Consider the following 26147-nt stretch of genomic DNA (forward strand, 5'->3'; position numbering starts at 1 on the left):
ATGTATTGAGATTTACAGAAAGAGAAGACGCATAAACAGGCAACGCATTTTTCGCCAACACCACCGTATCCACCAAACCGAGGTTTTTCACAAACTCACTTTTGTTGGGAATGTCTGCGCCGTTTTGGTTTTTTGCCAGCTTACTATTGGCATTGTTATTAACTTCACTAACCAGCTTTTGTGATGCGGCTAATGCACTACTATTGCCGAGTTTGTCTGTCAGTCCAATGCTCTTTTCAGTGACAATACTTTTAATGGCTACAGCAAGTTGATCTAATTTGCTCTTGTCGGGCCTAACGTTTGCGGCTTGCAATACAGACAACAATTCAGCTTGCACAATGTTAAACCATTCTTGGCCGGGGTAGCTGACAGCAAGACCCGCGCCGCCCTCAGTAAACCAGAGCGGTGTCGGATTGCTTGCCGGGGTGACGGGCGGCATCACACTAACGCCAGAGGGGTTATCAAGTCCAAACATCGTTAATCCTCATGATAAATAAATACAAATTCAGTTTCGGCGGGGACATAGCGTTCTAATAAACACTCAAGGTCTGCCGCGTCAGCAACACGCAAGCGTTGCTTACAATTATCAAGCACAGTTGAAAAGCGCGAGGTTCTTTCAAAGACATGAACAAAAACACGAAACCAATTTTTTTCTGGATAAATGGGATAGTTGCATCCACGCAGGCAGTGATGAGGGTAATGCTCCTCGATTTTAATACGATAGCCGCGTTCTGCCGCTAAGTGCTCATAAAATTGATTGCAGAGACTGCCTGACATGATTAACTTTGCTTTTACTGCCTGCCGGCGACTGTCAATCGTTGACTCATCGTCAATACTGCAATCGGGAAGCCCGGCAAAGTCTTCCCAATCTTCAAGCAGCATAAAAGCCCGGTCTGCATAAATTTCATTTAAGATAGCGTCACTAATCACATCCACGCGGGCAAATTCTTCGCCTGATGCAAGCATTAATTTACCCAGATCGCTATCGGGATCTCTTACCCAGGCTTTGCCTGGGGGCAATAAATCAAGACCGGATTTTTGATAGTCTTTTGCTGTCATTGCCATTCGATATCTCCCAGGACAAAAATTTCATGTTCGGCGGCATACACGTCCGCAACAGGTGACATCACGGTGTTATCAATTTCACCCGGCGCGTTAGAAATGGTTGCCCGCATTTCTGACAGTAAAGCCAGTCCACCTGGCGGCAGATTTTCCAGATAACCTTTCAAATTGGTTTTTACAGCCTGTCTGACGACTTCTGTATTCGGCGATAAACGAATGCGAAAATTAATGACTTTAGCAACAGGACTTTCCACAATTAATTCCGCACCTGTTGTTTTGCCTTCTGCTTGGTTGGTCACCGGGTTGATATGCCCGGTCAGGTATTCTTTCACACGCACAAGATCCCCTGGTCGTGGAAATATATTGGTTTCTTCGTCCATCACGAATAAAACACCGACTGACCCATAGCCACGGTAGCGCGGGATACACCACGCACGAGTGACCCCTGCACATTCCTTAGCCCAGCGTTCATAGTCATATTTATTGCCCCCGGATGGCGGGTATTGCACTCTGAACAACAAACGAGAACGCAGTGAATCAATCGATTCCAGTTCTGCACCACCGCCAATGTAATGAGTCATGGCTTGGGTTTTCACACCGACAACCGGCGAAACCAATTCAAATTCAACCCCGGCTGCTGTATTTCCCCGCCTGCCGGGTTCGATGGCAATAACAGAAACTGGGTTCTCACCCGATGCGGCATACACATCATCAGTAGACTCAAACACAACCCCATCCGGGCGCTGAAAGCGTGTGCCTTTCGGTATCACGGTTTTATTTAGCACAGTCACTGTAATACTGCCTGTTGCCTGAGTGGCGGGTTTACGCCATACCCCCCAGAACTCACAATGTTCCAGGAGTTTGTCATCGTCTGAAAGATGAGGGACAACCTGCCGACTGGTCCATGCAAGATGATCATGCAATCCGGCTGCGTTACCCGCGTTAGCAAAAGCAATTGCCCCCGTGGTACTGAATGCAGAACGGGCAAATGTGCCGGGTAAACGACTCTCAATATCTGACTGAGTACGAGCCAGTAACGCGCTAAGAGATGGGGCTTTATACGGCATTTAAATCACACTTAAATGAGCTTTAAACGACAGGGGCAACACACTGCCGTTGAATAGGGTAATATTCACTGTCAGCAATAAAACCCCGCGTTCGGGTGCTGTTGCGGCAACAGTGATTTGCTTTGCATGGTTATCTTCAATCAGCCATGTCAGCGCTTCTTCTGCATAAGCTTTGGCACGATGCAAAACAGATGACAACTGTTTCTCTCGTGATAACAACCATAACCGGCTGCCGATTGGCCGCGCATTAAATGAGTCTCCCCACCAACCTCGTTTGTCAGTACCAGCCCCCGAAGGAAGTTCGTCAGAATCCAGCGCCCGACGGTCAGTAAATAATGAAATAATGACCGCAGTCGCTAATGAGTTATCCAGCACAATATCCGCGTGCTTGATAGCAATGTCTGCGTTGTTGGTTTGCCATTGAAGCGCAATGTCATTCATCTCGGTTTGCTCGTGCTGTATCCGTCATGCTCTGTGTGAATGTGGTCTTTACCGCTGGTTGAACCTGACATATGATTGTCAGCCGTACTGACACCTTTTATATCAACATTGCCGGTAAAGCGGGTTTGGGGAGCATCAAACACAATTTCATCCGCCACGACTTCAAGACGCTTGCACTGAATGCGAACAACCCCATTTTCAGTCAGTAAAACATGATGCCCTTCCTGGTGATAAAGCGCACTGTCACCCGCCTTTAACTTACCCATACGACTGTTTTTATTGTCGACGGCAATCGCAACCAGGTGCTGGCGAACGCCGCTCACCGACAATACAATCGCTTCACTGCCGACGGGCGGAACGCTACTGTGACCATAGTTTTGAAATCGTTCTACATCGTCAGCAGCTTCATCAGCCAGCAACGAAACTTGCAAGTTTTGCTGCTTCAGCGAGTCATTGACAATATTAACCACGCCACGCGAAATCAGCAGCCGGACCCGGCGCTGAATGCTGGCGGTGAGCTTATTAAGCTGATTAATCATTTCCATACCCCGTCATTGGTTTTAGGTTCAGGCTGTGCGGGTTCGTTAAAGCCGTCACTCGGCATCAGTTCGAGCTTTGTTACCGTGCCCGTATCGTTATCAAGTGTATGATTCACTGAGACAATCAACAGGACTTTCTCATTCAAGCCGGCTGGCTGGGCGTTTAACGTCACCAATTCGTTAGGCTGCCAGAGCTGACCATTTGGTTTGAACCAGCCAGTGACGCCAACTGTTGCAGTCATACCATGCGCCAATGCCCGTTTCTGTTCCCACGAGCCACGCGCATTGCCTTGGGCGGTAGTCAGGTTATCGTCAGCAAGAATAATAGTGGGGCGATAGCGGGTAATTTCAGCATCACGCACATCAATATTAATCGCGGTAGATTGTGCCGGGGTTTGGGTTTCTCCCCATAAGCCACCGGCGGCATTACTGCCTTTAACACGATACAGGCTGAACCGGTCAATCCAGGACAGATAAGTGTCAATCGTTTGAATTTTCACTCCCTGATTGTCTGCTGGTCCCAGCACTAAAATACCGGCTTTTTCCGTGCCAGCAGTGGTAAAAACCAGTTCACCCAGCGCATTACTGGTTACCAGCACCCCGCGATGCCGGGCAGCGCGTGACAAGTTATCAAACACGGTTTCGCCGGGTTCAATCTGCCATTGTTTGAATACGGTTGCCGCCGACACCGTTTTGACTTCCCAACGAACGGTGACACCGAACGGCTTGCATAAGTCTTTGGCGATAGTTTCCAGGGTGACATTACGCCACTGGCCTTTACCATGAATGGCCGCACAATCAACTAAATCACCAGTTTTATCCCGACCCGATACGGTAATGGTCCTTTCATCATCAATACTGGTTTCCACCGTATCCACATAACCGGTAATTACCCGCTGACCATTCATTTCAAGCTGGCATGATTGACCAGGTAAAAGCACAAGCGGAGAATCACCGCTTTTAACTGTGACGCCTAATGAGAATTGTCCTGCCATATCTTCAATGCTGCGGGTCACATCCAGCGTTTTCCAGCCGGAATAGATTTTATTACCCAAAATTAATTCGATGGTATTAGCCATTAATCACCTCAATGTCTACGCCGCCGGTGACGAACGCCGGGTGTCGGATACCGTTGCGGCGGATAAAACGGGCAAGTTGATGCACCTCGCCGGTTTCGCGATAAAGCGTGACTAACGCTGGCTCTGTTCCTGCCAGCGCAATATGTCTGGCGGTCGGTAACGCCCCCGCCGTGGCCTGCATTTGCTGCACAAAGGTAATGCGAAAATCCCGGAGCTGATTTGAGGTCTCGAACCAGCCCAGATCCCCGGTCGCTATCAGTAATTGCATCAGCTCATCATCCAATTGGGTACTGGCTTTTCGGGTATCATCCAGCGTTTCAATCAGCGGAATGGAAGTTACCGGGAGTTCAGCCCCAGACTTGGATGACTGAGCATCAACGGCTGACGAAGAAAAAACGGTGTAAGACGTTCCGGCCAGGGTTAATGAAGGCGCAGGCGGTTTGGTTTTCGCGGCTTCTGTCGCCGCATTTAACACTAACCCGGCAAGTTGAGCCGCAATAAAAACCGTGGTGGTGGTATTCACTACATGTTGTAAATGCGCCACTGCCGGCACATTCGATTTGGATTGCACCTGAATACTGCTGCCGGTTTTACGTAATGCCCGGCTGGCAACGGCAGGTGGGGCAACTTCCGCCATGCCGCTGACCAAATTAGCGATATCATCAAAGAGCTGATGCGGGGCATTAATCAGATTCTTTAAGGAGCCTTTCAGCGCCAGTGCGGAACCCAATAATTGGTTCATACCGGAGGTAGCCGGTAAGCTGCGAATACCATTAACTAGGGTGTTAACCGTCGCCTCAACGGTATTCAGCGTCTCGGTGACTTTAGCCATTGCGCCGGTTACGGTGTCCCATGCCGCTGTGACATCGGACAGAACGCGGTTCGTCAGGCTATCGCTGTTCAGTTCGGGCTTGTGCGCTTCAACCGGGGCGGTTTTATCCGCCGCCGGCACAAAGGTGACAGAAAACATCGCAACCCCACCGGTATAGCAGGATTCCCGCACAGTGTAGGTTTCGATTTGAATCCGCTGCTTGCCCCAATAAGGATGATCGATTTCGCCGGGTTCGGGAGCTTCAAGTGCCGTTATCAGCGCATCACGCTGACTAAAATAGTTATCACCAAACACTACGGCGGTAAATGCATACTCGCGGGTGGTCAGTCCCAGGTCTTCGGTTTCGCCGTCATCCCGCAAGGGGTATTCGTGACGAACCACACGACGACCGCCGGTCAGCGTCGCATCATCAATAATATAGAATGGGGTACCGCGAAATGTCCCTTTACCCGTCCCCACTTTTGAACGCCAGGAGGTATCATTAAACAGGGTTAACACACCATCAAAATCGGGCATCATCAGTAACTTCTCGCATAGCTGTAGCCGGTGTTCACCCGCAAATCGACATTCTCAGCCTTGACTGATTTCGTTTTCGCTTTGATATCCCCGGTCGTTTCAACCTGGATAGTAATCTTACCTTCCGGCGGTTTTTGCTGATTTTGCTGCGGTTGGGGCTGCGGGTTAGCAGGTTCTGCCAGCGACGGAGGAGACTTCTGTTCCCAGTTTCCGGTTAAGTAAGGGGAGGGCGTGATCCCTTCTTTCACTATCTGATCGTTATGTCCATACCACCAGTTTTTAAGGCTGACAGGGAATATTGGGGAGCCACGTTCTTGACCGCTTGTGTCGTAGGCATGGGGGTATTCTTCCTTCATTTGCTTTTTCCATCTTTCAAGGGTAACTTTTTTTTCCTCTTCGGATGGCAACAGAGCCTCAAGCTCACTGACTGTATTGATTACGGCACCGATCAGACCGCCGCGATTAAACTTTGACTTGTTATTACTGGGGCTGTTGTTATTATCCGATTGACCTTGTTCTGACCAGTTCGTGACATAAACCGGCACCACATCAGCACCACTTAATGCCCCCGAAGAGGTATCACCGCCCGCCGAACCCGCTGGGCCACCCTTAATATATTTAGCAAAATTGTATACCCCTTTACCGGCGCGATACACATAACGCGCCGCCACAGCCGCCCCGATCGCATACGCGGCTTTTTCAACGGCAGCAGCATATTCGTCTAATTCCTCTGGCGTCAGCGAATGAATGGCATCAGCTAAGTCCTGAACAGGTTTAGCCAGTTTCAGTTGAGCAAATCGCTCTCCGGTGTTTGTTAATGACGTTAATGCACCATTAAATGTCTGGACATTCTGTGTGGCTTTTTTCTCCAGCAATCCCTCTTCAATATTATCCGGGTGAGCAATTTTTTTTACCAAATCACGTTTTTTAGGGTCACCGAGTATCATGATAAATTTCAAGGTGTCGCCATCAAAAACATCTTTTAAATTGTGCTCCTTATTTTTGGCTGCGTTACTGATTTCAAACGCAAGATCAGCAGGGTGTTTTTGCTGCCCATTTTTATCTTTTACATTAATTCGGCCTTTTCGTTTTAAAATCTTCTGTTTTTCTTTATCATTAATGGTGTCGTAAAAACCCTGCATGGCAGAAAATGCCTGTTCTGGATCATTAAATTCGGCATTAGCAACACGCAGCATTGCCAACATTTGCTGTTGGTCTAATTGGGATTGCCATTTTGTGTCTTTTCCCAATCCCCTTAATGCCGTCAGTTGGTCGCCGATATTGCCAGTCCCCTCTTTGCTGGCAGAAACTACACCCTCAAGCCACTTACGCATTTTCTCCGGGGACTTAAAGCCCACATTAAACATCCCGCCCAGCTCATTCCCGGCAGCACTGGCTTCCAGTCTGATAGCGTTAATCGTTAGCGCGATATTGTCCAGTTGCGCTAAAGTAGCTTCAAGATCGTTAGTTTTTCCCAGGAACGCTTCTGCACCGGTCATTAAATCCGAGGTACTGAGTTTACGATGCGCGGCGACTTTGGTTACCGCAGCATCCAGTTTCATCACCTGGTCCGCCGTCAGATTATAGGTTGTACCCAGTTCGGTGATAGTCTGCTGATGGTCGGCAACTTGTTTGCCCGCCATTGCCAGCCCGCCGCCGGTGACAAATCCCACCATACGGTTATCAAATTTATCCAGAATACCGTTAGCCCCGGTTACCGCACTGGAAAACAGCCGCATTGAGCGGCTGCCTTCCGTGCCGAACCTGCGGATACTGGCCCCGAACTGACGGGATTTTTGCGTCACATTGCCGACCAGATTAACAATAAATTCGGCGCGATTTTTCGTTGTCATTTAGCGTTTCCCCAGCCAGTGTGAGTACAACAATAGTTTCGGTAACGGTAAGGCCAGCGCCCAGGCTGGCCCACCCTTAAGCCGAATACCGACGGATAAGGCAGTGCGTTCAATAGCCCGAACGCACTGCAAACTATCGCCCCTCGTCGGCGACTTGCCTCATCGTTTCCATCGCGACATGACGCTGTAAACCAGCTTGGCTGGCGATTAACTCCAAATCATCCTGATGCAGGGTTTTTAACAGTGCCATCGGTATCGGGCCGTTGATGTTGCCAACACGTGCGATAGTGCGGCGTAATAACTCATAGCCCATTAGCGCCGGACTGGAGAGTAGCATCGGGCCTTTTTCTGTCATCACGACCCGCTCACTGGCGGTTTCGGCATCAATCAAATCACCGGCAGTCAACTGGCGCAGTTCAACATCAAACTGCTTTTCGGCTTCGTCATCATGGCCGTATTGCAGGCCGTGCTTTAACTGAAACATGGTTAAATTTCCTTACATTCAATGCCGATAAATTCAGCGGATATCTCACCTTTGCTGGTGAGCGACACATTACCGTCACACCAGGCGTTAGCGAGCATAAAACGTTCGCCCGTATCGCATTCAAATTCGATAGTCGCATCCACCATATTTTTAATCACAAACAGACTGACACCGGGGCCTTGCGGAATAACACAGCTTAATCGGGCTTCTTTCGGTGTCTGCTGCCAGCCATAAACCCGGGCACCGATAACCGGGTCACGGGTTACGCCGCCCGGCGTCAGTTGTGCGCCGTCTTTGGTTGGGATCTCTTTGCCATTAAGCCGGATATACGCAATACCGGTATACTGATAGGGGCTTGCCATCATTTTTCCTTATTACAAAATAAACTGGATAGCGTGCGCATAAATACGGAACTGATTAACCAGATTCGGATTGCTGCGCACGTTAATGCGATTGCGATCACTGCTGTCGCGTTCAACAATCAGCGTCGCTTTAAACGCGTCGAAATCTTCCACCAGGCCGGCAAATTCATGTTCAGTAAATAAAGCTAATAACTCTGTTCTGATGACGGACGGCGTGACTATCGCTTGTCCGGCACTGAACGGCGTACCGTCATTGGCTAGCTTATGACGCGGATATTTTTGCGTGATACGTACCCGTGTTGAGTAACGCAGATACGAGAGAGTCGCGATAGTCTCGACATCCAGATAACTGGGGTCGGGGTCGCCGAAGCTGTTTTCACGATACATGGTTATCATGCGCTCAATCTGCACGACATTACCCGCCGCCACATTGAATGTTGATATCCCGTCATAGAGCAGCAAGTTACGCTCATTCAATGCCCAACGGTCGCTGGCGGCAGGCGGCAAAATACCGGGCAGTTGCAGCGTCTGGAGGGGACGAGCCGGGTCAATACTCAGTGAACCCACCGCCACACCTGCCAACGTGGCCGCCCAGATATAGGTCGGCTGTGGCGCAATCCCGGTTGCGAGGGTTGAAAACAGATAATCATTGCGTAACGTCCCGAACGTTGAGGCTTGCGCCAGTGTGCCGCGGCAGGCCATCCAGCAAATGCCGTCAATCATGCGCAGCGGTCCCCAGCGGGTTTTCAGTTCATCACGCAGTAAATCGAGATTCGGCGTATCCGTGAAGGGGTTAACAATATAGTTCCACCAGGTATCACCAAACGCCGTAATGGCCGCCGCTAAATCGGGGTTGCCCGTAGCACCACCCATCGGGGTGATCGCTAAGTTGATGCCCGCCGGCAGCATTTCCCCGTCGTAGTAGTTGACCCGGACATCAATATCATTGCCGGTTTCACCACCCCATTTGGCTTTCAATATCACGGTGTCAGCCAGGGCTTCCGCGCTCGCTGTGACCGGCAGTTTTTCATTTGCGTTAATCACATCGCGGATTTTACCGGCCATCGTGACTGCATCATCACCGGCCTTGACCGTGACACGCACGGGAACGCCGGTTATCATCAACGCAATTTGCCCGGTTTGGGCCACCTTACCGATAAACTGAATTTTCCCTTCGGCTTTGACACCATCCTCGGCATCATCCAGGGCGAGCGCCCACAGTTCGGCAAACGCGTTGCCTTTAATAAATGACGCAGCCATTTCAGCCAGCATAGAGCCACGCCCGAACGCGGTTTCAGCCGCACTTGCCGAGGTGACGCGAAAAGGTTGCCCGGCGGGCACCCGCCCGGTTTTCATGCGCAATCCCAAGAGGAGCGTCTTATGCAACATTTGCGGTGTGCCAGTCACCGCGGCACTGTTATCAAATTCGATATAGCACAGTGGCACCCGAATATTGGCCGGGATTTCATTAAATGAGAGCGCCATTTATTGCGATGCTCCTTTTTTCGTTGATACAGCAGGAATTTCAACTACATCACCGTCTTTCAGGCGACGTAACCAGTACCCGATACGGGGCTTTTTATCGCCTTTTTCAGTCAGCGGTTCGTATGTTTCAGGGTCACGAACAACCAACCCCGGTGTGGGTTTAATATGCAATTCAGTCATGGTTTATCCTGAATAGGTAAATGAATCAGGGCTTCCTGCTCAGGCGTCCCCGTTGGCTGCCCCCATTGCTGATAATGGGTGGCATAATCATCCAAATCATCAATCGCGATAGGGTCCGGCAGTGGCTGCGGCGCATCAAAATACAGCCCATACACTGCAATGCCTGCCTGACTTTGCGTATCGCTCCACAGGTTGCCAACCTGAGTCAGCGTGAAGTTACCCGCCGGGGCAATCCGGCGGTTGTTCAGCCAGGCGGTGAGCCGCTCAACAATCTGATAAATACCCGGCACCTGGGTTTGTTTACCGTTTAACACGGATGCGCTGACAAAAATGCCCCAGGTGCTGATGGCGGTGTGACGTATCTCGCCCTGGCGACTGCCTAACCAGGCGACGTAAACCGCCGGCGCGGTATTGATAATCAGCTTGACGGCGCTGTCGCTCCACTGGCCGGGGTGGGTATCCACTTTGCGCAGTGTCTTACCAAATAGCTGCTGGATGCCCGCCACCAACGAATCTGAAATATCACTGGTGATAGAAGCCGGTGTTTTCATCAGATAAATCCCCGCGATTTCTCGCGCTGCCAGACACTGCCGGCGCTGGTGATTTGCGCAATATCACCGCCCTCCGGGCGCTCAGCGTCTTTACTGAGTCCGAGACTGACATCCCCGGCGGCGACTTTTTCCAGCAGACGGATCGCATCTTCACTGTCTTTTGTGGCTTTTTCTGTTGCCGCGCCGTCTTCGAGCGAAAACCGCGCCAGCACACAGGCCACCCTGACCAGAACAGACGGCACCGTTTTCAGTGGCAAGGTCGCGCGACTGTCGATATAGCCGTCAATCGTCGCGCAAGCATCATCCAGCGCCGTTTGTATCAGTCGCTGACGTGCCGTCGTCAGTTCGTCATCGGTTAATGCCGCCCAGTTGTCAATCTTGACATCCGTCAGGGTGTTCAGACCGTCACGACTGTAACGCGCGTACATATCAGCAAGCCGGGCATAACTCATTTATTCGCCTTATCTTTCCTGGGGTTAGCTAACGCAGCTGTATCATCTTGATGAGCCAGCCGCCCCGGTTCGTCATTATCGGTATCTGTCGTAATAACCGTGACAGACAGACGGGGATCAGCTTCCAGCGCCTGGCGCTGGTCAACATCAACGGTCGACAACGTGTTTTCTCCCCGAACAAGCACAAACCCGGCACGGCGATAGCCATCATGGGCGGTATTAACCACGCAAACACCCATTGTTTCGGCGTTTTCAGCCATTGAAATTTTTTCTGACATAACATTTCACGTCCTTTAAACAAGGTTTAAACGGGGTTAACACCCCGTTTAACAGGGGATTAGAGGTAATCCGCGACAATCAGCTCAAGGCGGCCTTTCATCTCATTGCTGACAGTGCCGCCCTTAGCATCAATCGTCAGCTCACGCTCTAATAGCTGCGTGGCCTCTTTTTCCATTGCCGGCGGAACAACCAAATGCGTAGGCCGGATTGCCAGCGGACGCCCCCCATCGGCTTTAAACTGTCGCATGGCGGAAATCATTGCCCAAACGTTGTCAGCCGTTAATGGCGCTTTAGCGGCATAAGCCAATTGCCAGAATGAGTAACCCGCTTCACAGCGGGTATCGACGCCGTAGCGAATGAGCTTGCGCATAAAGTTCTGCTCATCATCGACTTTATCCATCGCGACCATTTCCGGCGCTTTACGTTGCTGGAAAATAATGGGTTTAATGGCCCTGGAATTATCAAGTACAAACCACGGCAACCCTTTATAGCCGTCGTCTGTCAGGATGTTACTGACTGATTTAGCCTCACCTTTGCCGTCTACATCGGGGTAGACCGGATGGTCAGCATCAAAGAAGTTCTGTTTGTCGTAACACAGATTGGAGAAGCCGTTTGACAGCGCACCGAATACCAACTCATCGGGCTGCACACCGGCGGCACGTCCCATCTCAGTAAACAGCGGCGAGTAAATGCCGACGTTATCGTCTTCAATATCATCCCGATCAACGCCCACTGTGCTTTCGAATGGCCGGTTAATGATTTGATAACCGTGTGATTGCATATCTTTAATAACCCGGTCACCAATCCATTCATGCATGCCCGGAAACTGCCCCAGCCAGCCGTAAGTGTTGGATTTTGTTGTACTGGGTACCACGGTAGCGATTTTTTCATACTGACTCGGTGCTTCATCCAGCCCATTTTGAAAATCGCCGTTCCAGCCGGTAAATAACGCTTTAATCAGCGCGGGGGTCACAATCGCCATTATTTGGCTCCTTTTTGTTTGCGTTTCAGGAATTCGGCCTCAGATAATCCCTGGAGCCTCGCCGCTTCTTTTTCAGACGCGGACAGGACGGCCATACGCGACGGTTGTTTCGCTCTCAGGGTTTGACGGCGGGTGAGTGCCGTAATGCCTTTCCGGCCCGCAATCGCGGCATTTAACTCCGCAATACCGTGCTGTCTCGCGACCGCCCGCAAATAAGGCACCTCCGCCGCGACAACTCGCCCTTGTCGGCGGGCAGTGGTAATAATCGACTCCGCACTTTGTGCACCCGCCCGGGCACTTAACACGGCGGCGCGGCGGGCCAGAATTTGATAGGCTTTAGCGGGAACAAATCGGGTTAAATCCACACCATTCAAAGCGGCGTCCTCAAGGATCTGTTCTGCTTCGGTGATATCGGTGGCGGCATCATCAACGATATCGGTCACGCCACTGGTCACACTGTCCGGGTCTGCCGTACTCTCAATCACCTCTTGCGTATCAACAGCCGCCTGGGCCGACGCTTTCAGGGTTTCAATCGCAGACAGCGCCTGATTCAGTAAATCATTGAGTACCTCTTCGCTGAGTTCGGCGGTATCGTCGGGCAGTTCAATACCCAGCTGCTCTAGCAACTGGAGAATAAGATCATTCATAACAATGTCCTGTTTTGATGGAGGTAAAAAGTCCGAAAGAGTTTGCGCCGCCAGCACAGCCAGAGGCCGCATACCGGTTAAACCGGGGTCATTGGTGAGTGCGCCCATCCTCAAATAAAGGGGATGGCCCAGCTCGTTATAAGGAAATACGGCGGACAAATAAGCCCATTCGCGGTTATCGATAGCGGTTTGAGCCGCGAGCGTTAACGACAGGCGAACAAACAGCCCCAAACCTTCGCGCCACTGCATATCTGTTGCGGGATTTTTCAGCCACGCCGCCGCAATAGCGTCTTTGCACGCCGCAGCATCGTCATTTTGTTTTAATGTCACATGGTTGTAGTCAAACAGCACGGGCTGACCAATAGACGCGGTAGCAGCGATAAACTGTTCAGCAATGGCGGCATCCATAAACCACTGCCCACCGACAACATCGTCTGGGCGGCCGTCACGGGCACTAAAATGACCCGCGGGCAGTAGCTGATACCAGCCATCGGCGGCCTGAGTCATCGAAGCATTCAGGATCGCTAAACGGGGGTTGGGGGTTGGGCTTTTCGTTTTCATGCTGCCATTCTGGACAGAATGAAAAAAAGGTGGGTTTGTGGGGGATCACACCTGCATGGGAAAGAAGAGATAGAACGGGGGCCAGCAGTGACACTATACCCCGTTTAAAACCCGTTTAAAAATGCCGGGAGGCGTTTAACTTTTTTTAGGTAAGAGCTAACACACTAACGCGCTTTCAATGCCGCTGCGTGCTGCGCATTGATATTGATAATGTCGATAATATCCGCAATTCCCTGCGCCGACAGTCCCATATACGGACGGGTGGGGACCGCAGCCGGGCCGGGCGGCATATCGGGCAACCCGCCCCATTGATGGATCGCTGCGTAAACTTTATTGGTGCCAATGGCCGCGCTCACTGCGTCATACGCTGTTGACAACGACATCGCCAGCCCCCCCTGTGAGCGTTGTAACATTCTGCCCGTTTTGCCTTTTTTTGCCAGGCGGGCTTTGTACTTTTCGGTTAACGGTTGCCAGGGGTTGCCTGTTGTCGGGTCAGCTTCTTGCGCAAACGCCTCTTCGCTTTCACTGGCGAGAACAGCAGCAATCGCACGGGTGATCGGCGTCGTATTCCGCCCCAACTTTTGCACCCGTTTAAAGGCCGCTTGTATCGCCGCATCATCAAATTGATAGTCAAGTTGCATTCAGATTCACTCATGGTAAAATAGGTTAAACAGTGTACGAATAACCGGTAATTCGACGTCAGCGCAGAGCGCCATACGTTTATGTGGGTTCAACTCCCACCACTGTAGCAAGCCCCGTTATTCGGGGCTTTGTTGTTATAGTATGCCTTTCAGCAACTCATAATTTCCGCCGGCGACGCCTTTTTTCAGTTCTGTTAACGGCACCCGGTACGTATTGATAACCACATCCAACGCATCAGGTTGTTTACGTACTGACCACGGCGCATTGACCACCGTTTTAATAGTGCGGTTATCATCATTGCGAATATACAATAAATTCTGATTCTGCTTATCCCAGAGGATAGCCGAGGGATTGGCAACCACCTGCGGCAACGTCTGATATTCGGCCATGGTCAGGGCGACGCCTTTTTTCTGATGCTTAAGACTGTCAGCATGCACCAGTTCTTTTTCACTGATAGCCAGCACGCGTGCCGCAGGCTTGCCGGTCCGTTCCTCCACGGCCACGGCAATATCCTCGGTCATAAACCCCAGCGGTTGAATGTTGTTGCCAGGACGCCGTTGCGTCAGCACCTGGCCGACCCATTGCGCGAATGCGTGTTGTCGTACCGGGGCGTTATTCAATGACTGAATAACCTGCTGACGGAGTTCACGGTTTTGCAACCCAATCAGCTTACGCGCAATACTGATATCCGACCCCATAGCCAATTGCCCGGCATTGTTTGACCAGCCCGCGCCGGTGGTCATGCGCTGCTTGCCGTTGCGGTACGTCGTGACTTCCGACTGATAAACTTCACCCGTCCGCTTATCAACCCCGGTTTCAACAAGTTGGGTGCTCACCGCACCGAGACTGGATTCTACAGTTAATCCCATTCGTTTGACCTGTGCAGCGGTTAGTGCGCGAACGCGGCAGCGACACCCCCAGTCGTTAGGTGGATAGAACGTGTCCCAGATTGGGTCATCAAAACGAAACACCCGCCCGTGCATGGCGGCATGGCTTTTCCGCGTGTTCTTGTCAATGACAGCAATATACTGCCAATAAGGGTGGGTCTCGGTGCTCGCCAATTGCTGTTGATATCGCCCGGCCTGATACGCGGTAGCCAGGTTAGTGCGATAAATCGTTGCCAGCCGGGCCGGGCTGCCTAACTGGACGGTTTCCGCATTACCGTCACCGTCAACCACAATTTGCTTACCCCACCAACCCTGTTCTTGCAAACGGGGTTTCAGGCTTTTAATAAAATCGCGTTCGGTGGTGCCCTGACTCAGCGCTTTATCCACCTCATCACGAATAGTCGTCAGAATATCCATCCGCGCCGCTTTTGCCACGGTGAACGCTCCCGCATGAGCGGCAGCATCGGTTTCCTGCCAGTTCCAGTTGACGTCATAGCCCTTGGCACGAAAATAATCCACGGCCAGTTTTGGCTCTAATTTAGCGGCAATACCTAAATCAACCGGTTGTGACATTCAGACGCCCCCAGAGTTCGGCGACAAACATCGCCCGATGTAACATATCAGCCAGTTGTTCATCGTCCATGTCAGCATAGAGTTCAGACGCTTTATTTTTTGCCGCCTCATAGCCCCTGGTTTCCAGTGCCATAAGAATAGGAACTAGCAGCGGGTCAACCGTGTTTTGCCATTCCTGGCCGCTTACCGCACCCGGCATCGTATTCACCGATGTCACCGGCTCCGCCGTTAATGCGGTCCATCCGGTTTTAGCGTTTAAAAAGGCTGAAGAGAAATCCGGGGCTGCGGGTGTTTCGGGGACTTTCAGGCAATCTTCATCATCGGCGGCAACAGGAATTTGCAGCTTATCATGCACCCATTGCACCGGAATTTTCATCCCCAGACCGACCAGCCCCGGCAGCGCGGCGGCATAGGCGCTCACATCTTCCGGCTCGGACAAATCAAACTCAAACACCGGCTTACGCCGTTGATTATCGAATGATTTGCAGTTCAAGGCATATAAAGGAAACACCAGATCCCGCGTGAGTGTGGCGGCCAGTTGCGTGGCGTCACTGTTGCGCACCTCGAAACGCACTTCATTATGCACGTTACCCAATGCGTTTGTACTTGTCGCGCCGTCTGCCTGGCTGGTCAGTGTGCCACCCAAAATGGCTTTAGACATGCTCAACTCAGCCCAATTCATCATCGCCATAAACGGGTCTGATGTGCCGTCTGCCGCCGCTTTAAAATCAATCAACATGGAGCGCGGAATAATCCCGCCGGCGTTATGACCGATTGACATGACCGCATGCAATAAAGTCTGTTTCTCTTTGTCAGTCGCGCCCGCCGGATATTGCCCAACTCTAATAGGCAGACCGTAGATTTCCAGAAACTCGGCCAGGTCCCGGACCGAATAGTTCTTGAAGATAAACGGCCAGACGAGAGTGCGGATTAACCCCGTTCGGGCAAGATAACCTGACTTTGATTTGGCGATATGCTGTATCCAGCCGAACGGCTGCAAATCTTCCCCGTCTGCCGTCCCGTTGCGTAAGCGTAATTGATTGCGCTCATACTGAGGCGTCTGAAACCAGGCCGGGTCGCGCCATTCAACCGCACGCGGAATAATCAGCTTGCCGGCATCTTCCCACTCGATTTCTTGGCAGCTGAACCCTTTTAATATCGCGTCTGTGGCATCGAAAAGGCAATCGGGTAACCAATCCGCATCTAACAATATTTCGGTTAATAGCTCGGCGTCGCTGATTTCTTCCCGGCTGGCATTGGGCGGCGGCTTAACTGACCAATCCAGCGACTGGATAGCCCGCCGACGCTTACCTAATTCTGACTGTAAATGCGCGTCTTTTTCTTCCATATCTTCCGCCAGTTCACACTGTGCCAGTAGCTGGCCGCGCTCGGCCTCAATCAGAATTTCAGCCGCGCGGGCAGGCGTCAAACCACTGACCGGATGATCACCGTAGTATCGGCGCAATTGCGACACACGGGATTCACCATCCCGAGTCTGCATCTCATGTTTAAACCAAAAGCGGCGGCCAACGGCATCCACTAACCTGTTGAATATTTTCACCAACACCCCCTCTCAAAAGTCGGTAAGTCATCATCGTTTTTGGCCGCGTGTTTCTCCGGTAGGGGAATAAATTCAATTAGCTGGCCGTCCATGTAACTGGCTCGGGTAAACATCAGGTAAGCCCCGGCACTGTCGCCGTGACGTTTTTGACCGTCTGTCCCGGCCCGGCGGGTTTTATCAATTTTGGGCACGCCCCGGATGTTCTGGATTTGGCGCTGGTCGGCAATGATGTCTTCATCTTTAGGAATACGGATGTCATTGGATTCATACAGCGCCTTGTATTTTGGTGACCATTCACGATAGAAATTATCCGTAATATGGATAGCATCGACCATATTTTCACCGTAGTGCAATAACACTGTTTCCCCTAAATAACCGCCGTTCCCTGTCGAGTCGATGGCAATCCCGACCAAACGGGGGAGTCGGTCAATCATAAAAAAGGCTATCTGGCGTTGCTGATTGTAAGGCACATCATGCAATTCAACGGTGATATGCAGAATGCGGCGGGTGTCCTGCTCAATACTCCCGGCCCCGATGACCGATAAATCGCCGGAACGGGCAAAATCCTGACCGAAAGCATGGCGGGTATCAGGATCCAGTTTTTGTAATGCAGGTAACAGCGTCTCTTCACAAAACGTCAACACTGTGTTTTTACGCTCGTCTTCCGTCCAGGTCATATGGCCCCTGGGCATAGCAAAACGGACAACAACACACTGGGCATTGGTTGCGCGGTCAATCAGCACCCGGGGGATATAGGCCCCGCTGCCTTGCTTCGGCACGCAATAATATTCTTCCAGTGCATCTTCTTCCGTCGCGGTGTCTTTGAGTAAATTAGCTTTCCATTCGTCTTCTTTTTCCTGCGACCAGGTTTGCCGGGAAACCTGGCAGATACGTTTATACAGCCCGTCATTGCAACCATCATCCAGCGTAATCGTATGAACAGAATAACGTTTACGCCCGGCGCGGGAATCCTGGATCAACTCGTTAAACAGGTTTTCATTGCCATTATGCGTCGAAATAATGCGCACTTTTGCGCCCCACATCGTCAAAGCCAGCGCGGCTTTCAGCACTTCGGCCAACCGTTCATGGAAAGCGGCCTCATCGATGGTGACATTCCCTTGCATCCCGCGTAAGTTCTTAGGGTTGCTGGATAATGCCTGGACTTTAAACCCGCTGCTAAAGTAAATAACAAACGTCAGAATATCTTTGTCTTCATCTTTAAAGACTTCTTCACCCACTTCACCCGCCGCCAGCCCGTAAGCCTTAGCCCACATGGCCGCCGCATCAATAAATTCCCGCGCCATTTCTTTATTGGAACCAATATAGAAATGGTTTGTGCCGCCGGCGTCACGGGCTTTGGCGGCGGTCAGTGACGCATCAGCGGCGTCAGCCCAGGTCAACCCGATCCGCCGCGATTTTTCTGCAATTTTTAAGACCGATTCATCGGCGATCCAGCGCTTTTGATAACCCAGCAGCACCGCATTGGGGTCAAACGTCTCATCGTTAACCGCATTGATAATAAACTCCGTTGCCGGGTTTAATTCCTGTACTAGCATTAAACAATCCCCAAGATTTGACGCTTGATATCTGCCGCCGCTTCCGCCGTGAGTCCGGCCTGTTTGACCAGGGTTTCAGTCTGCTCTGCGGCTTCCGCCGCAAACGCGGCCCGGATTTCTTTTTCGCGCTTCGTGCTGGTCATGGCGGCCTGCTCAATCCGGGCGGCGACCAGGGCTAACTGAGATAAGGCTTTCGGTTCAACCGGCTCATCCCCCTCGGCCAACTTCATACTGGTTTCAAATGCGAGGGATTTCACAAATTCTTGCAACAGCTTCCCGACGTCGGAAGAGGGCGCAGACCCCAGCCGGGAGACCCACACATCAGCAATTTCCCGCCCTTCACGAATACGGGCACCGAGGGTTTCCATCCGGGAGGCGTAACGATTCAGACCCGTCCGGGAGATTTTCAGCGCATCGGGTAAACCTTCTTCATCGATCAGCTCATTAATCGCGGTGCGGATATCTTCCTGGGTATGACGCTTATCACGCAGCAAACTGTGAAGCTGGTCCCGGATGGCCGGCGGCAACAAATCAATCTTCGACGGACGACCACGCGTCTGTTTATTACTCATGGCTATCCCCTTGGCCGAGGGCGCTTCACACCCGGTACGGTACTGCGACCTTCTGCCACATCCGCCCCGCGTCCGGTCAGGGTAGCAACCAGACAACCGGCAACATCCTTGATCGACACTAGCCTCTGTTCTTCCAGCCAGGACATATGAGAGCGCACCACGTCACGGCCAATACGATGACCGTAGGCATCAAGGCAGGTCTGCAAGACCGATTCATTGGCATCACCACCACATTCGGTCAGTGAACGCAGCAAAACCAGCCGTTGGTCAGCGTTCAAAATTTCACGCATGGATGACATTAATTCTTTTCCTTTAATTCATTTTGTAATAACAAATCGCTCAGATGGCGTAACTGACGCAGCTCCGGCAAGGCGGCTTTTAAATCGCCGCGCAGGTTCGCCATCTCCAGCTGCAAAGCGTGTAATTCTTTCTGATTCGGCAAAGTCGATAATGACCCTTCAAGCTGTCGCACCTGCACTTTAAGTAATTCAACATCATCACGTTTGGCATAAGTTTTACTGAGCAACACCAGTGCCACGTTAAAGGTGACCGTGACCGCCGCCCACACCATCGACCAGTTCTCTTTAAGAAATGCCAGCACCGAATTTTTTCTCCCATAATTCAACCTGTTTTTGACAGTCAACACAGCGTTCAAACGCCGGATTAATGGCAAGCCGGGCGGGATCAATCGCGTCGCCACAGTGACAGCAAATGCCGTCTCCTGTCTGAATTGGCCGCTCAACATGGGCTTTTAGAGCTAATTCCCGCTGACATTGTTCTACTTCACAGGCTTTATCAATCAGTCTGCTCATTTTGTTGTTTTCCCCGTTGTTGGTCGGTCCATGCTTTGATTGCCGACAGCTTTTGCGCCAGTTCCTGGCTCCATTGCCCGTATTGGCTGGCGTGAGTCAGCAGCGCATGCGGCTCCCCGGAACGGGGCATCGGCGGTTTCGCGGGCAGTTGTAACAGCTGGGAAGGAATTGCCGGGCAGGCTGAAATCACCAGGGGCGGCGTGGCGGTAACCGAGAGCGGCTTGGTAGAGCCGCAACCCGTTAGGGCCAATGCCGGTGTAAGCACTCCCATCACGCCTAAGAGCCTCAGGAATACTTTGCTCAATACGTTGCGTGGTTTGTGATAAGCGCGTGATAGCGGCGTATAAGTCATTTGATATCTTTTCGTTTGCATGTTGCTGTGCCTGCTGTTTTTCAATCAAATCGTGCAGTACGCCGGCATTTAATTCGGCGGTGGCTTTTTGTGCCCGATAAAAAGACAGTTCTGCTTCTTTGCGGTTTTCAATTTCCTGATTGATTTGAGGTTGCAAACGTGATTCGGCCCACCTATCCCCTAGCCAAATGCACAGTGAACCCCATACCACAATGAGCCAATAACGTCGGATAAGATTAATCACGGGCAAACACCTCGCGGTTTTCTGTCACATTGAGTTCTTTGTCACGCTTAATGGCGGCTTGTTTTGATGCCTGAGAATGCGTAACCCAGGCGGCGAGATAGCCGACGAACAGATATTCATCCATCTTGCCGGCAAGCGCACACCACAACAGAACGGCTGTACTGGCAACAAATGCCCCAAATAAGGTGGTATCAGAGGTTGAGAGGCGACCGGTTGCCGGGTTGCTGATAAGCTGCTTTAAGTGCGCTAACATACCGGCCCCCTGTCGCATTCAGCCCGCAATAAGCGGATATCTTGAGCAGAAACGGATTGCCAGCCCCGGCAAAATAGCGATTGATAAGTGGCGTTATAGCTATAAATTGGAATGTCGCTGATATCGTTGCCGGCCAATGCTTGCTGTAAACAACGTTCCCGCCCGGCTTCATAGATACCGAGATAGCGCGGGTTACGCAATTCAGCAATTTGTCTTTTTAATAAATAGTCTGAAATCGGCGGCGGCAGCATCACAACACCTCTAACACCGCAGGCGTCAGCTTATCCAGGCGGTTAAACCAGCCGTCAAGAAAGACTTTTTGTGTCGGGTTCACGGCAATAATACGGGCGTAAGCCAGTGCACGCCGATTCAGTAGTCGGATAAACAGATATTGCGGCGCAAGGGTTTCGACGGCATTGAGGGTGCCAGGGCCGATAACGCCGTCATCCCGGACACCTACTGCACGTTGTAATTGCTGTACGGCGGGCTTGATGCCGTGCTGAACGGCGGCATCAAATACCGCCAGCGAGATACCTGCCGGTAACTTATCGCAACCGGCTTTCAGCCAGAAATCCCGGTAATAGATTTCGGTGGCATCGTCTTCGGTTAATGCGGCAATATTGAGGTGAGGGTAGCTGCGCTGACTGATACCCAATTTTGTCTGGCCGCCGGTGTCGTTGGGGTTATTGACATAGCCGCCCTCTACGGACAGTAAGTAATGGATAGCATGGATAAAGGAAACGCTGTAACGGTAAGTCATGATAGCTACCTTTGTTGATAATCGGTAGCTCATCATCATGTTTTAGGCGGGACAATTGGGTTTGTGGGAGGTCAAACAAACCCCATCAGAACAGGTAGATTACTTGAAAAGCTCACCTTGATAACGTTTACGATGGAGCGCTAATTGCTGACGCAGAATAGCATATACCGTCGAATGGGTAAGGTGATATTTTTTTGCTAACTGCACAACCTCACCGCGAGAACAACTCCACTCATTAAATAACTGGTTATCACGTAATGCGATTTTTAATGTGTCGCCAGTGGGTAAATAAACAGCTCTGCCACCATAATAATGGGCCAAAACGCCCGCAAGTTTACTAGCTGACAATCGCGTATCTTTTATATAACCTTGGCGTTGTAACTCAGTGCTAAATAAATCAATGATATCAGCAAGTAGCTGCGGCCAACGTGCTTGTAGCTCTGTTTCTGGTATATCATCTAATTGATCTAATATTTGTCCCAATTCGTCATAATTATCGGCAAAAAGTGATAGGTTTTTCATATCGACAACCCGTTTAATAGCTCAAGTGAAAATACCAAATAAAGAGTCCACTCAATATTGACAGAATTAAAATCCCCAAGCTCTTATCGCTTTTAACCGGATTATCTTGTGCAACAGACAACAATGTTTTCCTTCGAATAAGATACAAAGGGAGAAAGATTATTGTTAGAACTAAAGTCAATGTTCCCCACCAAATTGGTGAACGTCCATGAACTTTTTGTTGTTCATCGCGGTATGGACCAATAAGATTGTGGCATGCATCAAAAAACACCCAGAAAGAACATGCAATCGGCACTAATGTAAAAAAGTAATCGCTATCCATTTAACCCTCCAGCTTGTTGCTCTAACCACTCTTTGCCTCCTGGTAGTGTAACTAAATCAATACCGTATTGCTGCATTTGTTTAAAATATGAGTCACGACTATCAGAACCTGACACTTGTTGTTTCTCCCGTGTATTGATATTGCTGCTTTGTGCAAAAACTTGTTCGGCTGACTGATAGACAGTTTTCAGGTAGTTGTGGTTGGATAACGGTTTCTTGTCTCCCTGTGCCCGTTTTTCACGGATGCGTTCAACGGTTTCACTCAAGGCGTGAGCCAGTACCCGACTGGGTTTGTAAAGCGCCAGCACTTCCCCGGCCAGTTTTAATGCCCGGCTATTGGACAGGTTTTGTTTCTCACGGCGAAATAAGCCGATATAGGCCACCAAATGCCGGGCACAACTGCCCGGTAATTCAGACAGCATTTTTAATAACTGACGGCTGGCGTCATCTTCACATAACGCTTCTAAGTGCCAGTCTGAGTGGCAAATTGGGCAACGGGCTATTTTCATGATGATTTCCTCATATTAAAGGCGTGACATATCGCATCGTATCCCCGGCGTGCCGGCAGTGGTTGTTTGCGGACAGCCATGCCTTCTGTCATCAGCCTGATATGCCATTTTTTCAAACTCTCAATAACTGGATAAACCAGTGCGGGGGTTAGCCAGCCGACTTCTGCGACCCCGGCACCATTGACTTTAGCTGTTTGTCGCATCACAAATTTATTCAATGCTGACTCTGAACCATCATCAATAAACCCCTGCTGATACATGGTGATCCAAATGGCCCGAATTTTGTTAATTTCTGCTGTGCGCACACGGCCTTTAACATGCTGATAATCAGGTTTAAAACGGCGTTTAAATCCCCGTCCAACAAACGCCGCATACACCTGTTTTAATTCATGATGGGACATATCACTGCATGATGTTTTCCCGCCGGTTGCTGTCGCCAGGGCCGCGCAATAAGTGTCATCGTCAAGCTTAAGCGTCGTTTTGGCGATATGAATAAGACGAATGAGCTGTTGTTTATTCATCGTTCATTCTCCCACGCTGTTGGCGACTTCGGATAGAATTGAGCACGATAAAGCCCCGGCTCTTAATAATGCCCTCCTCCCGTAACTGATTGAGATACCTGTTACCTTCTAACGTGGTGACGCCAGCTAATACTTCTACTTGCACGTTAACCATAACGGGTTCTAGATGAGTAATACTGACACCACCGGTCATTCCCTCAAATGATACCACTATGTTACCATGTCCTAGTTTCCACGCAGCAGAACGAGTTACAACATGCCGGATATTATCTTTGTCAATAAGTGAAGAATAATAAAACTCAGAACCTATCGGGTATTTTTTATTAAATTCTTTTACAGTCATTTTTGAAGATAAATAGTGATTCATTTTTTCTATTTCCTGTTTTTGGCGTAAGCGCGCCCCTGGCGGGTTTACGCCATATTTAAACCGTCTTTAATTTTGTGGTGTGTTAAATCACGCTGGAGTTAAATAATCTATTCTGACAAAATAAGGTTCAGTACTAATTTCAACTACCGTGCAATGGGTTAAGTCTTTCGCTTTATCCACTGTCTTAACCAGCGTTCCACCACGTAATATTTTGTTGGGCTGATAGATAAAACTGCCACCAACCCGATAACGTTGATTAAACTGTGTTGCTTTCATATCAAACCCCGGCGATATCCAATGGTATCGGTTTATACTGGTCAGTATCCCCCACACGTTCATAAACCCGAATATAGGATTTACTGCCGATAACCTGCAAGGCTTCGCCGATGGCAACCATCGCTTTATTCCAGCGCTCGTCATCAATATCCAGCCGACGCAGTGCCAGAACACGACCCGTATTGATATCGCCCTCTTTGTCGGTGGAAAACGCCTGATTAATTAGCGCATGAATTTCAGGACGCGCACCCTCTGTCCAGTCTACAAGACATGCATCAATCAGGGATTTAGCCGCCTGCAAACGCTCATCAAAAGCAATACGGTCCTGCATTGCACGTTGAATTTTAAAACGGCCATCATAAGAATAGAGTGTCACATTGCCTTTTTTCCCGCCTTTCGTGGCACCGTATTTCTCTGCTGACAAATCAACAAAAGCCTGGATATCAGCAAAAGCACGCAGCTTCAACTCAGCTAATGCCGAGTTAACCGTGATGGCCTGCTCAACGATTTCTCCGACTAAATTATCCCGTTCCAGGTCAATCGCTTTGATGATACTGACGGGCGTCAGTACGCCTTTAACATCGACCCAATAACTCTCCGGTGCCTGCTGTGTTGTGTATTGTTTAGTGGACATGTTGATTAACCTCCTGAGTGTGAAAACATAAATCGTATTGCTGCGCGAGGTGATGCTTAATAACCTGTACCAGCGCCATGACCTCTTGCTTTTCATTGGCTGTGTAGACAGCGCCGCCTGACGCTTTAACGTCATGCATTAATTTCCCCTGATGAGTGGTAATAACAATTTCGATTTTAACAGCCATATATTCCCCTAATTAATGTAATGATTCCGACCAAAAGACCTGACAGCCGCAATGTACAAACATCCCCTGCCGATAATCACTATTGCGCCCCAGGTATCGGTAAGTAGCCTTGCCGTTACGAATTAACTGCTCACAATGCTGATGCCGGGCAATTTGAATACGCGGCGCACTATCCCGTATCATGATACTCATCACAGTAAACCCCTGTTCTGTCAGCGCAGATACCGCATCGCCAGCACGATTAAATACTGAAACCAGTGAATCCTTTGTCATAATGTCGCCCCCTCTAAATCTTTAACCGCCGCGCGGATATGTTTCTCAGAAAGTAGTTCGTTGTTGCCTTTGGCAAACATGGCTGCCAGTCGCAGGGTATGGGATACGGTACGCAGTGCGCCGGGACGTTCTGATAACTGCTGAACTAACGCGCGTTCCTGTTGGCCCAACCCCCAAGCCTCAGCAATGGCGATAACGTCATCTTTTTTGGTTTTCAGTATGGCGACTTTTTTCGCTATCCGGCTGAACAGTCGTGCAAAGTCCACACTGCGGGAACTGCCGCCAGTCAGCCGGGCATAGACTTGATGATTGCCGACCAGCGCCAGACCAATACCGGTCTCCTCCTGCAAGATGCGCAATTCCTCTAATACCGGATAATCAAGATGGTCGGCCTCATCAATCACCAATAACCCCGACGTGCCGCGCAATTTTCTGCGTACTGCCCGCCCCAGCTGACCCGCCCGGCGTGGCGCATCTCCCAGCCCCAGCTCCAGGGCCAGCTCGTACAGGCATTCGCTCAGGCTGGCGCGGGAGGGTGACACGGTGATCAGCCACACGTTAGGGCGCTCAGCGACAAACTGTTGCAAGGCTTTGGTTTTACCGACTCCCGGACTGCCATAGATGACACTGATACATTGCGCCAGTTGAGCATATTGCAACGCGCTCCAGATTTGCCGCACAGTCTTCGTCTGGACAAAATCCGGGGCGGCCGGCATTTCATTGGTACGCTTGCTGCGGTTCTCCAGCCAGACAGACAATTGCCCGGCCACTTTGCTGTTATCACCTTTGTAGCTTTCATTCATAAACTGAGATAACGCGGTACTGGATATGCCACTTTCGCGGGCGACATTGCTGTAAGTCAGGCCGTCACTTTCAACAATGGTTCGGATAGCGGCACGAACGTCAGCCAGCTCTGTTTGTGTTTGAGTCAACGCGATAATATTGGTCATCGT

The 26147-nt window shown here is 50.5% G+C and carries 40 protein-coding genes; all 40 read right to left on the reverse strand.

All coding sequences use genetic code 11. The annotated features are described in order from the left end of the window. Nucleotides 1–475 (reverse strand): tail fiber protein (locus tag BO26_RS08290; RefSeq protein ID WP_036769149.1); only part of this gene is annotated, 475 nt, incomplete at its 3' end. Between the two features lie 2 nt (nucleotides 476–477). Further along, entirely contained in the window at nucleotides 478–1065 is a 588-nt protein-coding gene (locus tag BO26_RS08295; protein WP_036769151.1) for a YmfQ family protein, read from the reverse strand. Then, complete coding sequence (locus tag BO26_RS08300) at nucleotides 1056–2129, reverse strand: baseplate J/gp47 family protein (RefSeq protein WP_036769153.1); 1074 nt, start codon at nucleotides 2127–2129, stop codon at nucleotides 1056–1058. The genes BO26_RS08295 and BO26_RS08300 overlap by 10 nt, the downstream gene beginning before the upstream one ends. Then, nucleotides 2130–2570 (reverse strand): phage GP46 family protein, encoded by a 441-nt coding sequence (locus tag BO26_RS08305; protein ID WP_036769155.1) that lies wholly within the window; start codon nucleotides 2568–2570, stop codon nucleotides 2130–2132. It abuts the gene before it with no gap. After that, complete coding sequence (locus BO26_RS08310; RefSeq protein ID WP_036769157.1) at nucleotides 2567–3109, reverse strand: phage baseplate assembly protein V; 543 nt, start codon at nucleotides 3107–3109, stop codon at nucleotides 2567–2569. The genes BO26_RS08305 and BO26_RS08310 overlap by 4 nt, the downstream gene beginning before the upstream one ends. Beyond that, nucleotides 3106–4188 carry a phage baseplate assembly protein gene (locus BO26_RS08315; protein WP_036769159.1) on the reverse strand — a complete coding sequence of 361 codons (1083 nt, stop codon included), beginning with the start codon at nucleotides 4186–4188 and terminating at the stop codon, nucleotides 3106–3108. Before BO26_RS08315 ends, BO26_RS08310 begins: the two co-directional genes overlap by 4 nt. Beyond that, complete coding sequence (locus BO26_RS08320) at nucleotides 4181–5539, reverse strand: DNA circularization protein (RefSeq protein WP_236637303.1); 1359 nt, start codon at nucleotides 5537–5539, stop codon at nucleotides 4181–4183. The genes BO26_RS08315 and BO26_RS08320 overlap by 8 nt, the downstream gene beginning before the upstream one ends. Next, the gene (locus tag BO26_RS08325; RefSeq protein ID WP_036769160.1) at nucleotides 5539–7389 is read right to left on the reverse strand and encodes a hypothetical protein; all 1851 of its coding nucleotides are present in this window, start codon (nucleotides 7387–7389) and stop codon (nucleotides 5539–5541) included. The genes BO26_RS08320 and BO26_RS08325 overlap by 1 nt, the downstream gene beginning before the upstream one ends. Beyond that, nucleotides 7390–7521: a hypothetical protein gene (locus tag BO26_RS24440; protein WP_268870601.1), complete on the reverse strand. Its 132-nt coding sequence runs from the start codon at nucleotides 7519–7521 to the stop codon at nucleotides 7390–7392. 1 nt (nucleotide 7522) lies between these two features. Then, nucleotides 7523–7873, reverse strand: a complete 351-nt coding sequence (locus tag BO26_RS08330) for a phage tail assembly protein (protein ID WP_036769162.1) — start codon at nucleotides 7871–7873, stop codon at nucleotides 7523–7525. Between the two features lie 2 nt (nucleotides 7874–7875). Beyond that, nucleotides 7876–8238, reverse strand: coding sequence for a phage tail tube protein (locus BO26_RS08335; RefSeq protein ID WP_236637309.1), 363 nt, complete (start codon nucleotides 8236–8238; stop codon nucleotides 7876–7878). A gap of 9 nt (nucleotides 8239–8247) precedes the next feature. Next, nucleotides 8248–9720 carry a phage tail sheath subtilisin-like domain-containing protein gene (locus BO26_RS08340; RefSeq protein ID WP_036769167.1) on the reverse strand — a complete coding sequence of 491 codons (1473 nt, stop codon included), beginning with the start codon at nucleotides 9718–9720 and terminating at the stop codon, nucleotides 8248–8250. Beyond that, nucleotides 9721–9900, reverse strand: a complete 180-nt coding sequence (locus BO26_RS08345) for a DUF2635 domain-containing protein (RefSeq protein WP_036769171.1) — start codon at nucleotides 9898–9900, stop codon at nucleotides 9721–9723. It lies immediately after the preceding gene. Continuing rightward, nucleotides 9897–10451, reverse strand: a complete 555-nt coding sequence (locus BO26_RS08350) for a DUF1834 family protein (RefSeq protein ID WP_036769174.1) — start codon at nucleotides 10449–10451, stop codon at nucleotides 9897–9899. Before BO26_RS08350 ends, BO26_RS08345 begins: the two co-directional genes overlap by 4 nt. Beyond that, entirely contained in the window at nucleotides 10451–10903 is a 453-nt protein-coding gene (locus tag BO26_RS08355; RefSeq protein WP_036769176.1) for a gp436 family protein, read from the reverse strand. The genes BO26_RS08350 and BO26_RS08355 overlap by 1 nt, the downstream gene beginning before the upstream one ends. Beyond that, nucleotides 10900–11181: an HI1506-related protein gene (locus BO26_RS08360; protein ID WP_036769179.1), complete on the reverse strand. Its 282-nt coding sequence runs from the start codon at nucleotides 11179–11181 to the stop codon at nucleotides 10900–10902. The genes BO26_RS08355 and BO26_RS08360 overlap by 4 nt, the downstream gene beginning before the upstream one ends. A gap of 59 nt (nucleotides 11182–11240) precedes the next feature. After that, a complete protein-coding gene (locus BO26_RS08365; RefSeq protein ID WP_036769182.1) occupies nucleotides 11241–12164 on the reverse strand; it encodes a Mu-like prophage major head subunit gpT family protein in 924 nt (307 codons plus the stop codon). Continuing rightward, nucleotides 12164–13372, reverse strand: a complete 1209-nt coding sequence (locus tag BO26_RS08370; RefSeq protein ID WP_036769185.1) for a phage protease — start codon at nucleotides 13370–13372, stop codon at nucleotides 12164–12166. The genes BO26_RS08365 and BO26_RS08370 overlap by 1 nt, the downstream gene beginning before the upstream one ends. A gap of 164 nt (nucleotides 13373–13536) precedes the next feature. Next, nucleotides 13537–14013 carry a phage virion morphogenesis protein gene (locus tag BO26_RS08375; protein WP_036769187.1) on the reverse strand — a complete coding sequence of 159 codons (477 nt, stop codon included), beginning with the start codon at nucleotides 14011–14013 and terminating at the stop codon, nucleotides 13537–13539. 135 nt (nucleotides 14014–14148) lie between these two features. Next, a complete protein-coding gene (locus tag BO26_RS08380) occupies nucleotides 14149–15474 on the reverse strand; it encodes a phage head morphogenesis protein (RefSeq protein ID WP_036769189.1) in 1326 nt (441 codons plus the stop codon). Then, nucleotides 15458–16975: a DUF935 domain-containing protein gene (locus BO26_RS08385; RefSeq protein WP_236637335.1), complete on the reverse strand. Its 1518-nt coding sequence runs from the start codon at nucleotides 16973–16975 to the stop codon at nucleotides 15458–15460. The genes BO26_RS08380 and BO26_RS08385 overlap by 17 nt, the downstream gene beginning before the upstream one ends. Nucleotides 16976–17031: 56 nt before the next feature. After that, nucleotides 17032–18591 carry a terminase large subunit domain-containing protein gene (locus tag BO26_RS08390; protein ID WP_110882673.1) on the reverse strand — a complete coding sequence of 520 codons (1560 nt, stop codon included), beginning with the start codon at nucleotides 18589–18591 and terminating at the stop codon, nucleotides 17032–17034. Continuing rightward, a complete protein-coding gene (locus BO26_RS08395) occupies nucleotides 18591–19163 on the reverse strand; it encodes a DUF3486 family protein (protein ID WP_036769191.1) in 573 nt (190 codons plus the stop codon). The genes BO26_RS08390 and BO26_RS08395 overlap by 1 nt, the downstream gene beginning before the upstream one ends. Nucleotides 19164–19165: 2 nt before the next feature. Continuing rightward, nucleotides 19166–19453, reverse strand: coding sequence for a VpaChn25_0724 family phage protein (locus tag BO26_RS08400; protein ID WP_036769409.1), 288 nt, complete (start codon nucleotides 19451–19453; stop codon nucleotides 19166–19168). A gap of 8 nt (nucleotides 19454–19461) precedes the next feature. Then, a complete protein-coding gene (locus BO26_RS23985) occupies nucleotides 19462–19734 on the reverse strand; it encodes a DUF2730 family protein (RefSeq protein ID WP_036769193.1) in 273 nt (90 codons plus the stop codon). A gap of 13 nt (nucleotides 19735–19747) precedes the next feature. Continuing rightward, the gene (locus tag BO26_RS23990; RefSeq protein ID WP_036769195.1) at nucleotides 19748–19975 is read right to left on the reverse strand and encodes a TraR/DksA C4-type zinc finger protein; all 228 of its coding nucleotides are present in this window, start codon (nucleotides 19973–19975) and stop codon (nucleotides 19748–19750) included. Next, nucleotides 19972–20571, reverse strand: coding sequence for a hypothetical protein (locus BO26_RS08415; protein WP_036769198.1), 600 nt, complete (start codon nucleotides 20569–20571; stop codon nucleotides 19972–19974). The genes BO26_RS23990 and BO26_RS08415 overlap by 4 nt, the downstream gene beginning before the upstream one ends. Beyond that, nucleotides 20564–20824: a hypothetical protein gene (locus BO26_RS08420; protein ID WP_036769201.1), complete on the reverse strand. Its 261-nt coding sequence runs from the start codon at nucleotides 20822–20824 to the stop codon at nucleotides 20564–20566. Before BO26_RS08420 ends, BO26_RS08415 begins: the two co-directional genes overlap by 8 nt. Continuing rightward, nucleotides 20818–21075, reverse strand: a complete 258-nt coding sequence (locus BO26_RS08425; RefSeq protein ID WP_036769204.1) for a hypothetical protein — start codon at nucleotides 21073–21075, stop codon at nucleotides 20818–20820. The genes BO26_RS08420 and BO26_RS08425 overlap by 7 nt, the downstream gene beginning before the upstream one ends. Continuing rightward, nucleotides 21075–21584 (reverse strand): glycoside hydrolase family 108 protein, encoded by a 510-nt coding sequence (locus BO26_RS08430; protein ID WP_036769207.1) that lies wholly within the window; start codon nucleotides 21582–21584, stop codon nucleotides 21075–21077. The genes BO26_RS08425 and BO26_RS08430 overlap by 1 nt, the downstream gene beginning before the upstream one ends. A 99-nt stretch (nucleotides 21585–21683) precedes the next feature. Further along, complete coding sequence (locus BO26_RS08435; RefSeq protein WP_036769210.1) at nucleotides 21684–22106, reverse strand: Mor transcription activator family protein; 423 nt, start codon at nucleotides 22104–22106, stop codon at nucleotides 21684–21686. 13 nt (nucleotides 22107–22119) lie between these two features. After that, nucleotides 22120–22428 (reverse strand): hypothetical protein, encoded by a 309-nt coding sequence (locus tag BO26_RS08440; RefSeq protein WP_036769213.1) that lies wholly within the window; start codon nucleotides 22426–22428, stop codon nucleotides 22120–22122. Further along, a complete protein-coding gene (locus BO26_RS08445) occupies nucleotides 22421–22936 on the reverse strand; it encodes a hypothetical protein (protein ID WP_036769216.1) in 516 nt (171 codons plus the stop codon). The genes BO26_RS08440 and BO26_RS08445 overlap by 8 nt, the downstream gene beginning before the upstream one ends. Further along, nucleotides 22933–23457: a gp16 family protein gene (locus tag BO26_RS08450; RefSeq protein WP_036769219.1), complete on the reverse strand. Its 525-nt coding sequence runs from the start codon at nucleotides 23455–23457 to the stop codon at nucleotides 22933–22935. Before BO26_RS08450 ends, BO26_RS08445 begins: the two co-directional genes overlap by 4 nt. Next, nucleotides 23450–23824, reverse strand: a complete 375-nt coding sequence (locus BO26_RS21530; protein ID WP_051690871.1) for a hypothetical protein — start codon at nucleotides 23822–23824, stop codon at nucleotides 23450–23452. The genes BO26_RS08450 and BO26_RS21530 overlap by 8 nt, the downstream gene beginning before the upstream one ends. An 87-nt stretch (nucleotides 23825–23911) precedes the next feature. Next, nucleotides 23912–24100, reverse strand: coding sequence for a hypothetical protein (locus tag BO26_RS08460; protein ID WP_036769223.1), 189 nt, complete (start codon nucleotides 24098–24100; stop codon nucleotides 23912–23914). A gap of 1 nt (nucleotide 24101) precedes the next feature. Continuing rightward, on the reverse strand, nucleotides 24102–24734 hold the full coding sequence (locus tag BO26_RS08465) for a DUF3164 family protein (RefSeq protein WP_036769227.1): 633 nt from the start codon (nucleotides 24732–24734) through the stop codon (nucleotides 24102–24104). After that, entirely contained in the window at nucleotides 24724–24921 is a 198-nt protein-coding gene (locus tag BO26_RS08470; protein ID WP_036769232.1) for a hypothetical protein, read from the reverse strand. Before BO26_RS08470 ends, BO26_RS08465 begins: the two co-directional genes overlap by 11 nt. Nucleotides 24922–24933: 12 nt before the next feature. Further along, nucleotides 24934–25194: a hypothetical protein gene (locus tag BO26_RS08475; protein WP_036769235.1), complete on the reverse strand. Its 261-nt coding sequence runs from the start codon at nucleotides 25192–25194 to the stop codon at nucleotides 24934–24936. Continuing rightward, complete coding sequence (locus tag BO26_RS08480; protein WP_051690872.1) at nucleotides 25191–26144, reverse strand: AAA family ATPase; 954 nt, start codon at nucleotides 26142–26144, stop codon at nucleotides 25191–25193. The genes BO26_RS08475 and BO26_RS08480 overlap by 4 nt, the downstream gene beginning before the upstream one ends. Nucleotides 26145–26147: the final 3 nt, after the last annotated feature.

This window comes from Photorhabdus australis DSM 17609 (genome assembly GCF_000711895.1).
Taxonomy (GTDB): domain Bacteria; phylum Pseudomonadota; class Gammaproteobacteria; order Enterobacterales; family Enterobacteriaceae; genus Photorhabdus; species Photorhabdus australis.

What these genes read in the sequence shown, in the direction of transcription:
- BO26_RS08295 (WP_036769151.1), bottom strand. Translation starts at nt 1,065, where the DNA reads ATGGCAATGACAGCAAAAGACTATCAAAAATCCGGTCTTGATTTATTG.
- BO26_RS08300 (WP_036769153.1), bottom strand. Translation starts at nt 2,129, where the DNA reads ATGCCGTATAAAGCCCCATCTCTTAGCGCGTTACTGGCTCGTACTCAG.
- BO26_RS08305 (WP_036769155.1), bottom strand. Translation starts at nt 2,570, where the DNA reads ATGAATGACATTGCGCTTCAATGGCAAACCAACAACGCAGACATTGCT.
- BO26_RS08310 (WP_036769157.1), bottom strand. Translation starts at nt 3,109, where the DNA reads ATGATTAATCAGCTTAATAAGCTCACCGCCAGCATTCAGCGCCGGGTC.
- BO26_RS08315 (WP_036769159.1), bottom strand. Translation starts at nt 4,188, where the DNA reads ATGGCTAATACCATCGAATTAATTTTGGGTAATAAAATCTATTCCGGC.
- BO26_RS08320 (WP_236637303.1), bottom strand. Translation starts at nt 5,539, where the DNA reads ATGATGCCCGATTTTGATGGTGTGTTAACCCTGTTTAATGATACCTCC.
- BO26_RS08325 (WP_036769160.1), bottom strand. Translation starts at nt 7,389, where the DNA reads ATGACAACGAAAAATCGCGCCGAATTTATTGTTAATCTGGTCGGCAAT.
- BO26_RS08330 (WP_036769162.1), bottom strand. Translation starts at nt 7,873, where the DNA reads ATGTTTCAGTTAAAGCACGGCCTGCAATACGGCCATGATGACGAAGCC.
- BO26_RS08335 (WP_236637309.1), bottom strand. Translation starts at nt 8,238, where the DNA reads ATGATGGCAAGCCCCTATCAGTATACCGGTATTGCGTATATCCGGCTT.
- BO26_RS08340 (WP_036769167.1), bottom strand. Translation starts at nt 9,720, where the DNA reads ATGGCGCTCTCATTTAATGAAATCCCGGCCAATATTCGGGTGCCACTG.
- BO26_RS08345 (WP_036769171.1), bottom strand. Translation starts at nt 9,900, where the DNA reads ATGACTGAATTGCATATTAAACCCACACCGGGGTTGGTTGTTCGTGAC.
- BO26_RS08350 (WP_036769174.1), bottom strand. Translation starts at nt 10,451, where the DNA reads ATGAAAACACCGGCTTCTATCACCAGTGATATTTCAGATTCGTTGGTG.
- BO26_RS08355 (WP_036769176.1), bottom strand. Translation starts at nt 10,903, where the DNA reads ATGAGTTATGCCCGGCTTGCTGATATGTACGCGCGTTACAGTCGTGAC.
- BO26_RS08360 (WP_036769179.1), bottom strand. Translation starts at nt 11,181, where the DNA reads ATGTCAGAAAAAATTTCAATGGCTGAAAACGCCGAAACAATGGGTGTT.
- BO26_RS08365 (WP_036769182.1), bottom strand. Translation starts at nt 12,164, where the DNA reads ATGGCGATTGTGACCCCCGCGCTGATTAAAGCGTTATTTACCGGCTGG.
- BO26_RS08370 (WP_036769185.1), bottom strand. Translation starts at nt 13,372, where the DNA reads ATGAAAACGAAAAGCCCAACCCCCAACCCCCGTTTAGCGATCCTGAAT.
- BO26_RS08375 (WP_036769187.1), bottom strand. Translation starts at nt 14,013, where the DNA reads ATGCAACTTGACTATCAATTTGATGATGCGGCGATACAAGCGGCCTTT.
- BO26_RS08380 (WP_036769189.1), bottom strand. Translation starts at nt 15,474, where the DNA reads ATGTCACAACCGGTTGATTTAGGTATTGCCGCTAAATTAGAGCCAAAA.
- BO26_RS08385 (WP_236637335.1), bottom strand. Translation starts at nt 16,975, where the DNA reads ATGCAGACTCGGGATGGTGAATCCCGTGTGTCGCAATTGCGCCGATAC.
- BO26_RS08390 (WP_110882673.1), bottom strand. Translation starts at nt 18,591, where the DNA reads ATGCTAGTACAGGAATTAAACCCGGCAACGGAGTTTATTATCAATGCG.
- BO26_RS08395 (WP_036769191.1), bottom strand. Translation starts at nt 19,163, where the DNA reads ATGAGTAATAAACAGACGCGTGGTCGTCCGTCGAAGATTGATTTGTTG.
- BO26_RS08400 (WP_036769409.1), bottom strand. Translation starts at nt 19,453, where the DNA reads ATGCGTGAAATTTTGAACGCTGACCAACGGCTGGTTTTGCTGCGTTCA.
- BO26_RS23985 (WP_036769193.1), bottom strand. Translation starts at nt 19,734, where the DNA reads ATGGTGTGGGCGGCGGTCACGGTCACCTTTAACGTGGCACTGGTGTTG.
- BO26_RS23990 (WP_036769195.1), bottom strand. Translation starts at nt 19,975, where the DNA reads ATGAGCAGACTGATTGATAAAGCCTGTGAAGTAGAACAATGTCAGCGG.
- BO26_RS08420 (WP_036769201.1), bottom strand. Translation starts at nt 20,824, where the DNA reads ATGTTAGCGCACTTAAAGCAGCTTATCAGCAACCCGGCAACCGGTCGC.
- BO26_RS08425 (WP_036769204.1), bottom strand. Translation starts at nt 21,075, where the DNA reads ATGCTGCCGCCGCCGATTTCAGACTATTTATTAAAAAGACAAATTGCT.
- BO26_RS08430 (WP_036769207.1), bottom strand. Translation starts at nt 21,584, where the DNA reads ATGACTTACCGTTACAGCGTTTCCTTTATCCATGCTATCCATTACTTA.
- BO26_RS08435 (WP_036769210.1), bottom strand. Translation starts at nt 22,106, where the DNA reads ATGAAAAACCTATCACTTTTTGCCGATAATTATGACGAATTGGGACAA.
- BO26_RS08440 (WP_036769213.1), bottom strand. Translation starts at nt 22,428, where the DNA reads ATGGATAGCGATTACTTTTTTACATTAGTGCCGATTGCATGTTCTTTC.
- BO26_RS08445 (WP_036769216.1), bottom strand. Translation starts at nt 22,936, where the DNA reads ATGAAAATAGCCCGTTGCCCAATTTGCCACTCAGACTGGCACTTAGAA.
- BO26_RS08450 (WP_036769219.1), bottom strand. Translation starts at nt 23,457, where the DNA reads ATGAATAAACAACAGCTCATTCGTCTTATTCATATCGCCAAAACGACG.
- BO26_RS21530 (WP_051690871.1), bottom strand. Translation starts at nt 23,824, where the DNA reads ATGAATCACTATTTATCTTCAAAAATGACTGTAAAAGAATTTAATAAA.
- BO26_RS08460 (WP_036769223.1), bottom strand. Translation starts at nt 24,100, where the DNA reads ATGAAAGCAACACAGTTTAATCAACGTTATCGGGTTGGTGGCAGTTTT.
- BO26_RS08465 (WP_036769227.1), bottom strand. Translation starts at nt 24,734, where the DNA reads ATGTCCACTAAACAATACACAACACAGCAGGCACCGGAGAGTTATTGG.
- BO26_RS08470 (WP_036769232.1), bottom strand. Translation starts at nt 24,921, where the DNA reads ATGGCTGTTAAAATCGAAATTGTTATTACCACTCATCAGGGGAAATTA.
- BO26_RS08475 (WP_036769235.1), bottom strand. Translation starts at nt 25,194, where the DNA reads ATGACAAAGGATTCACTGGTTTCAGTATTTAATCGTGCTGGCGATGCG.
- BO26_RS08480 (WP_051690872.1), bottom strand. Translation starts at nt 26,144, where the DNA reads ATGACCAATATTATCGCGTTGACTCAAACACAAACAGAGCTGGCTGAC.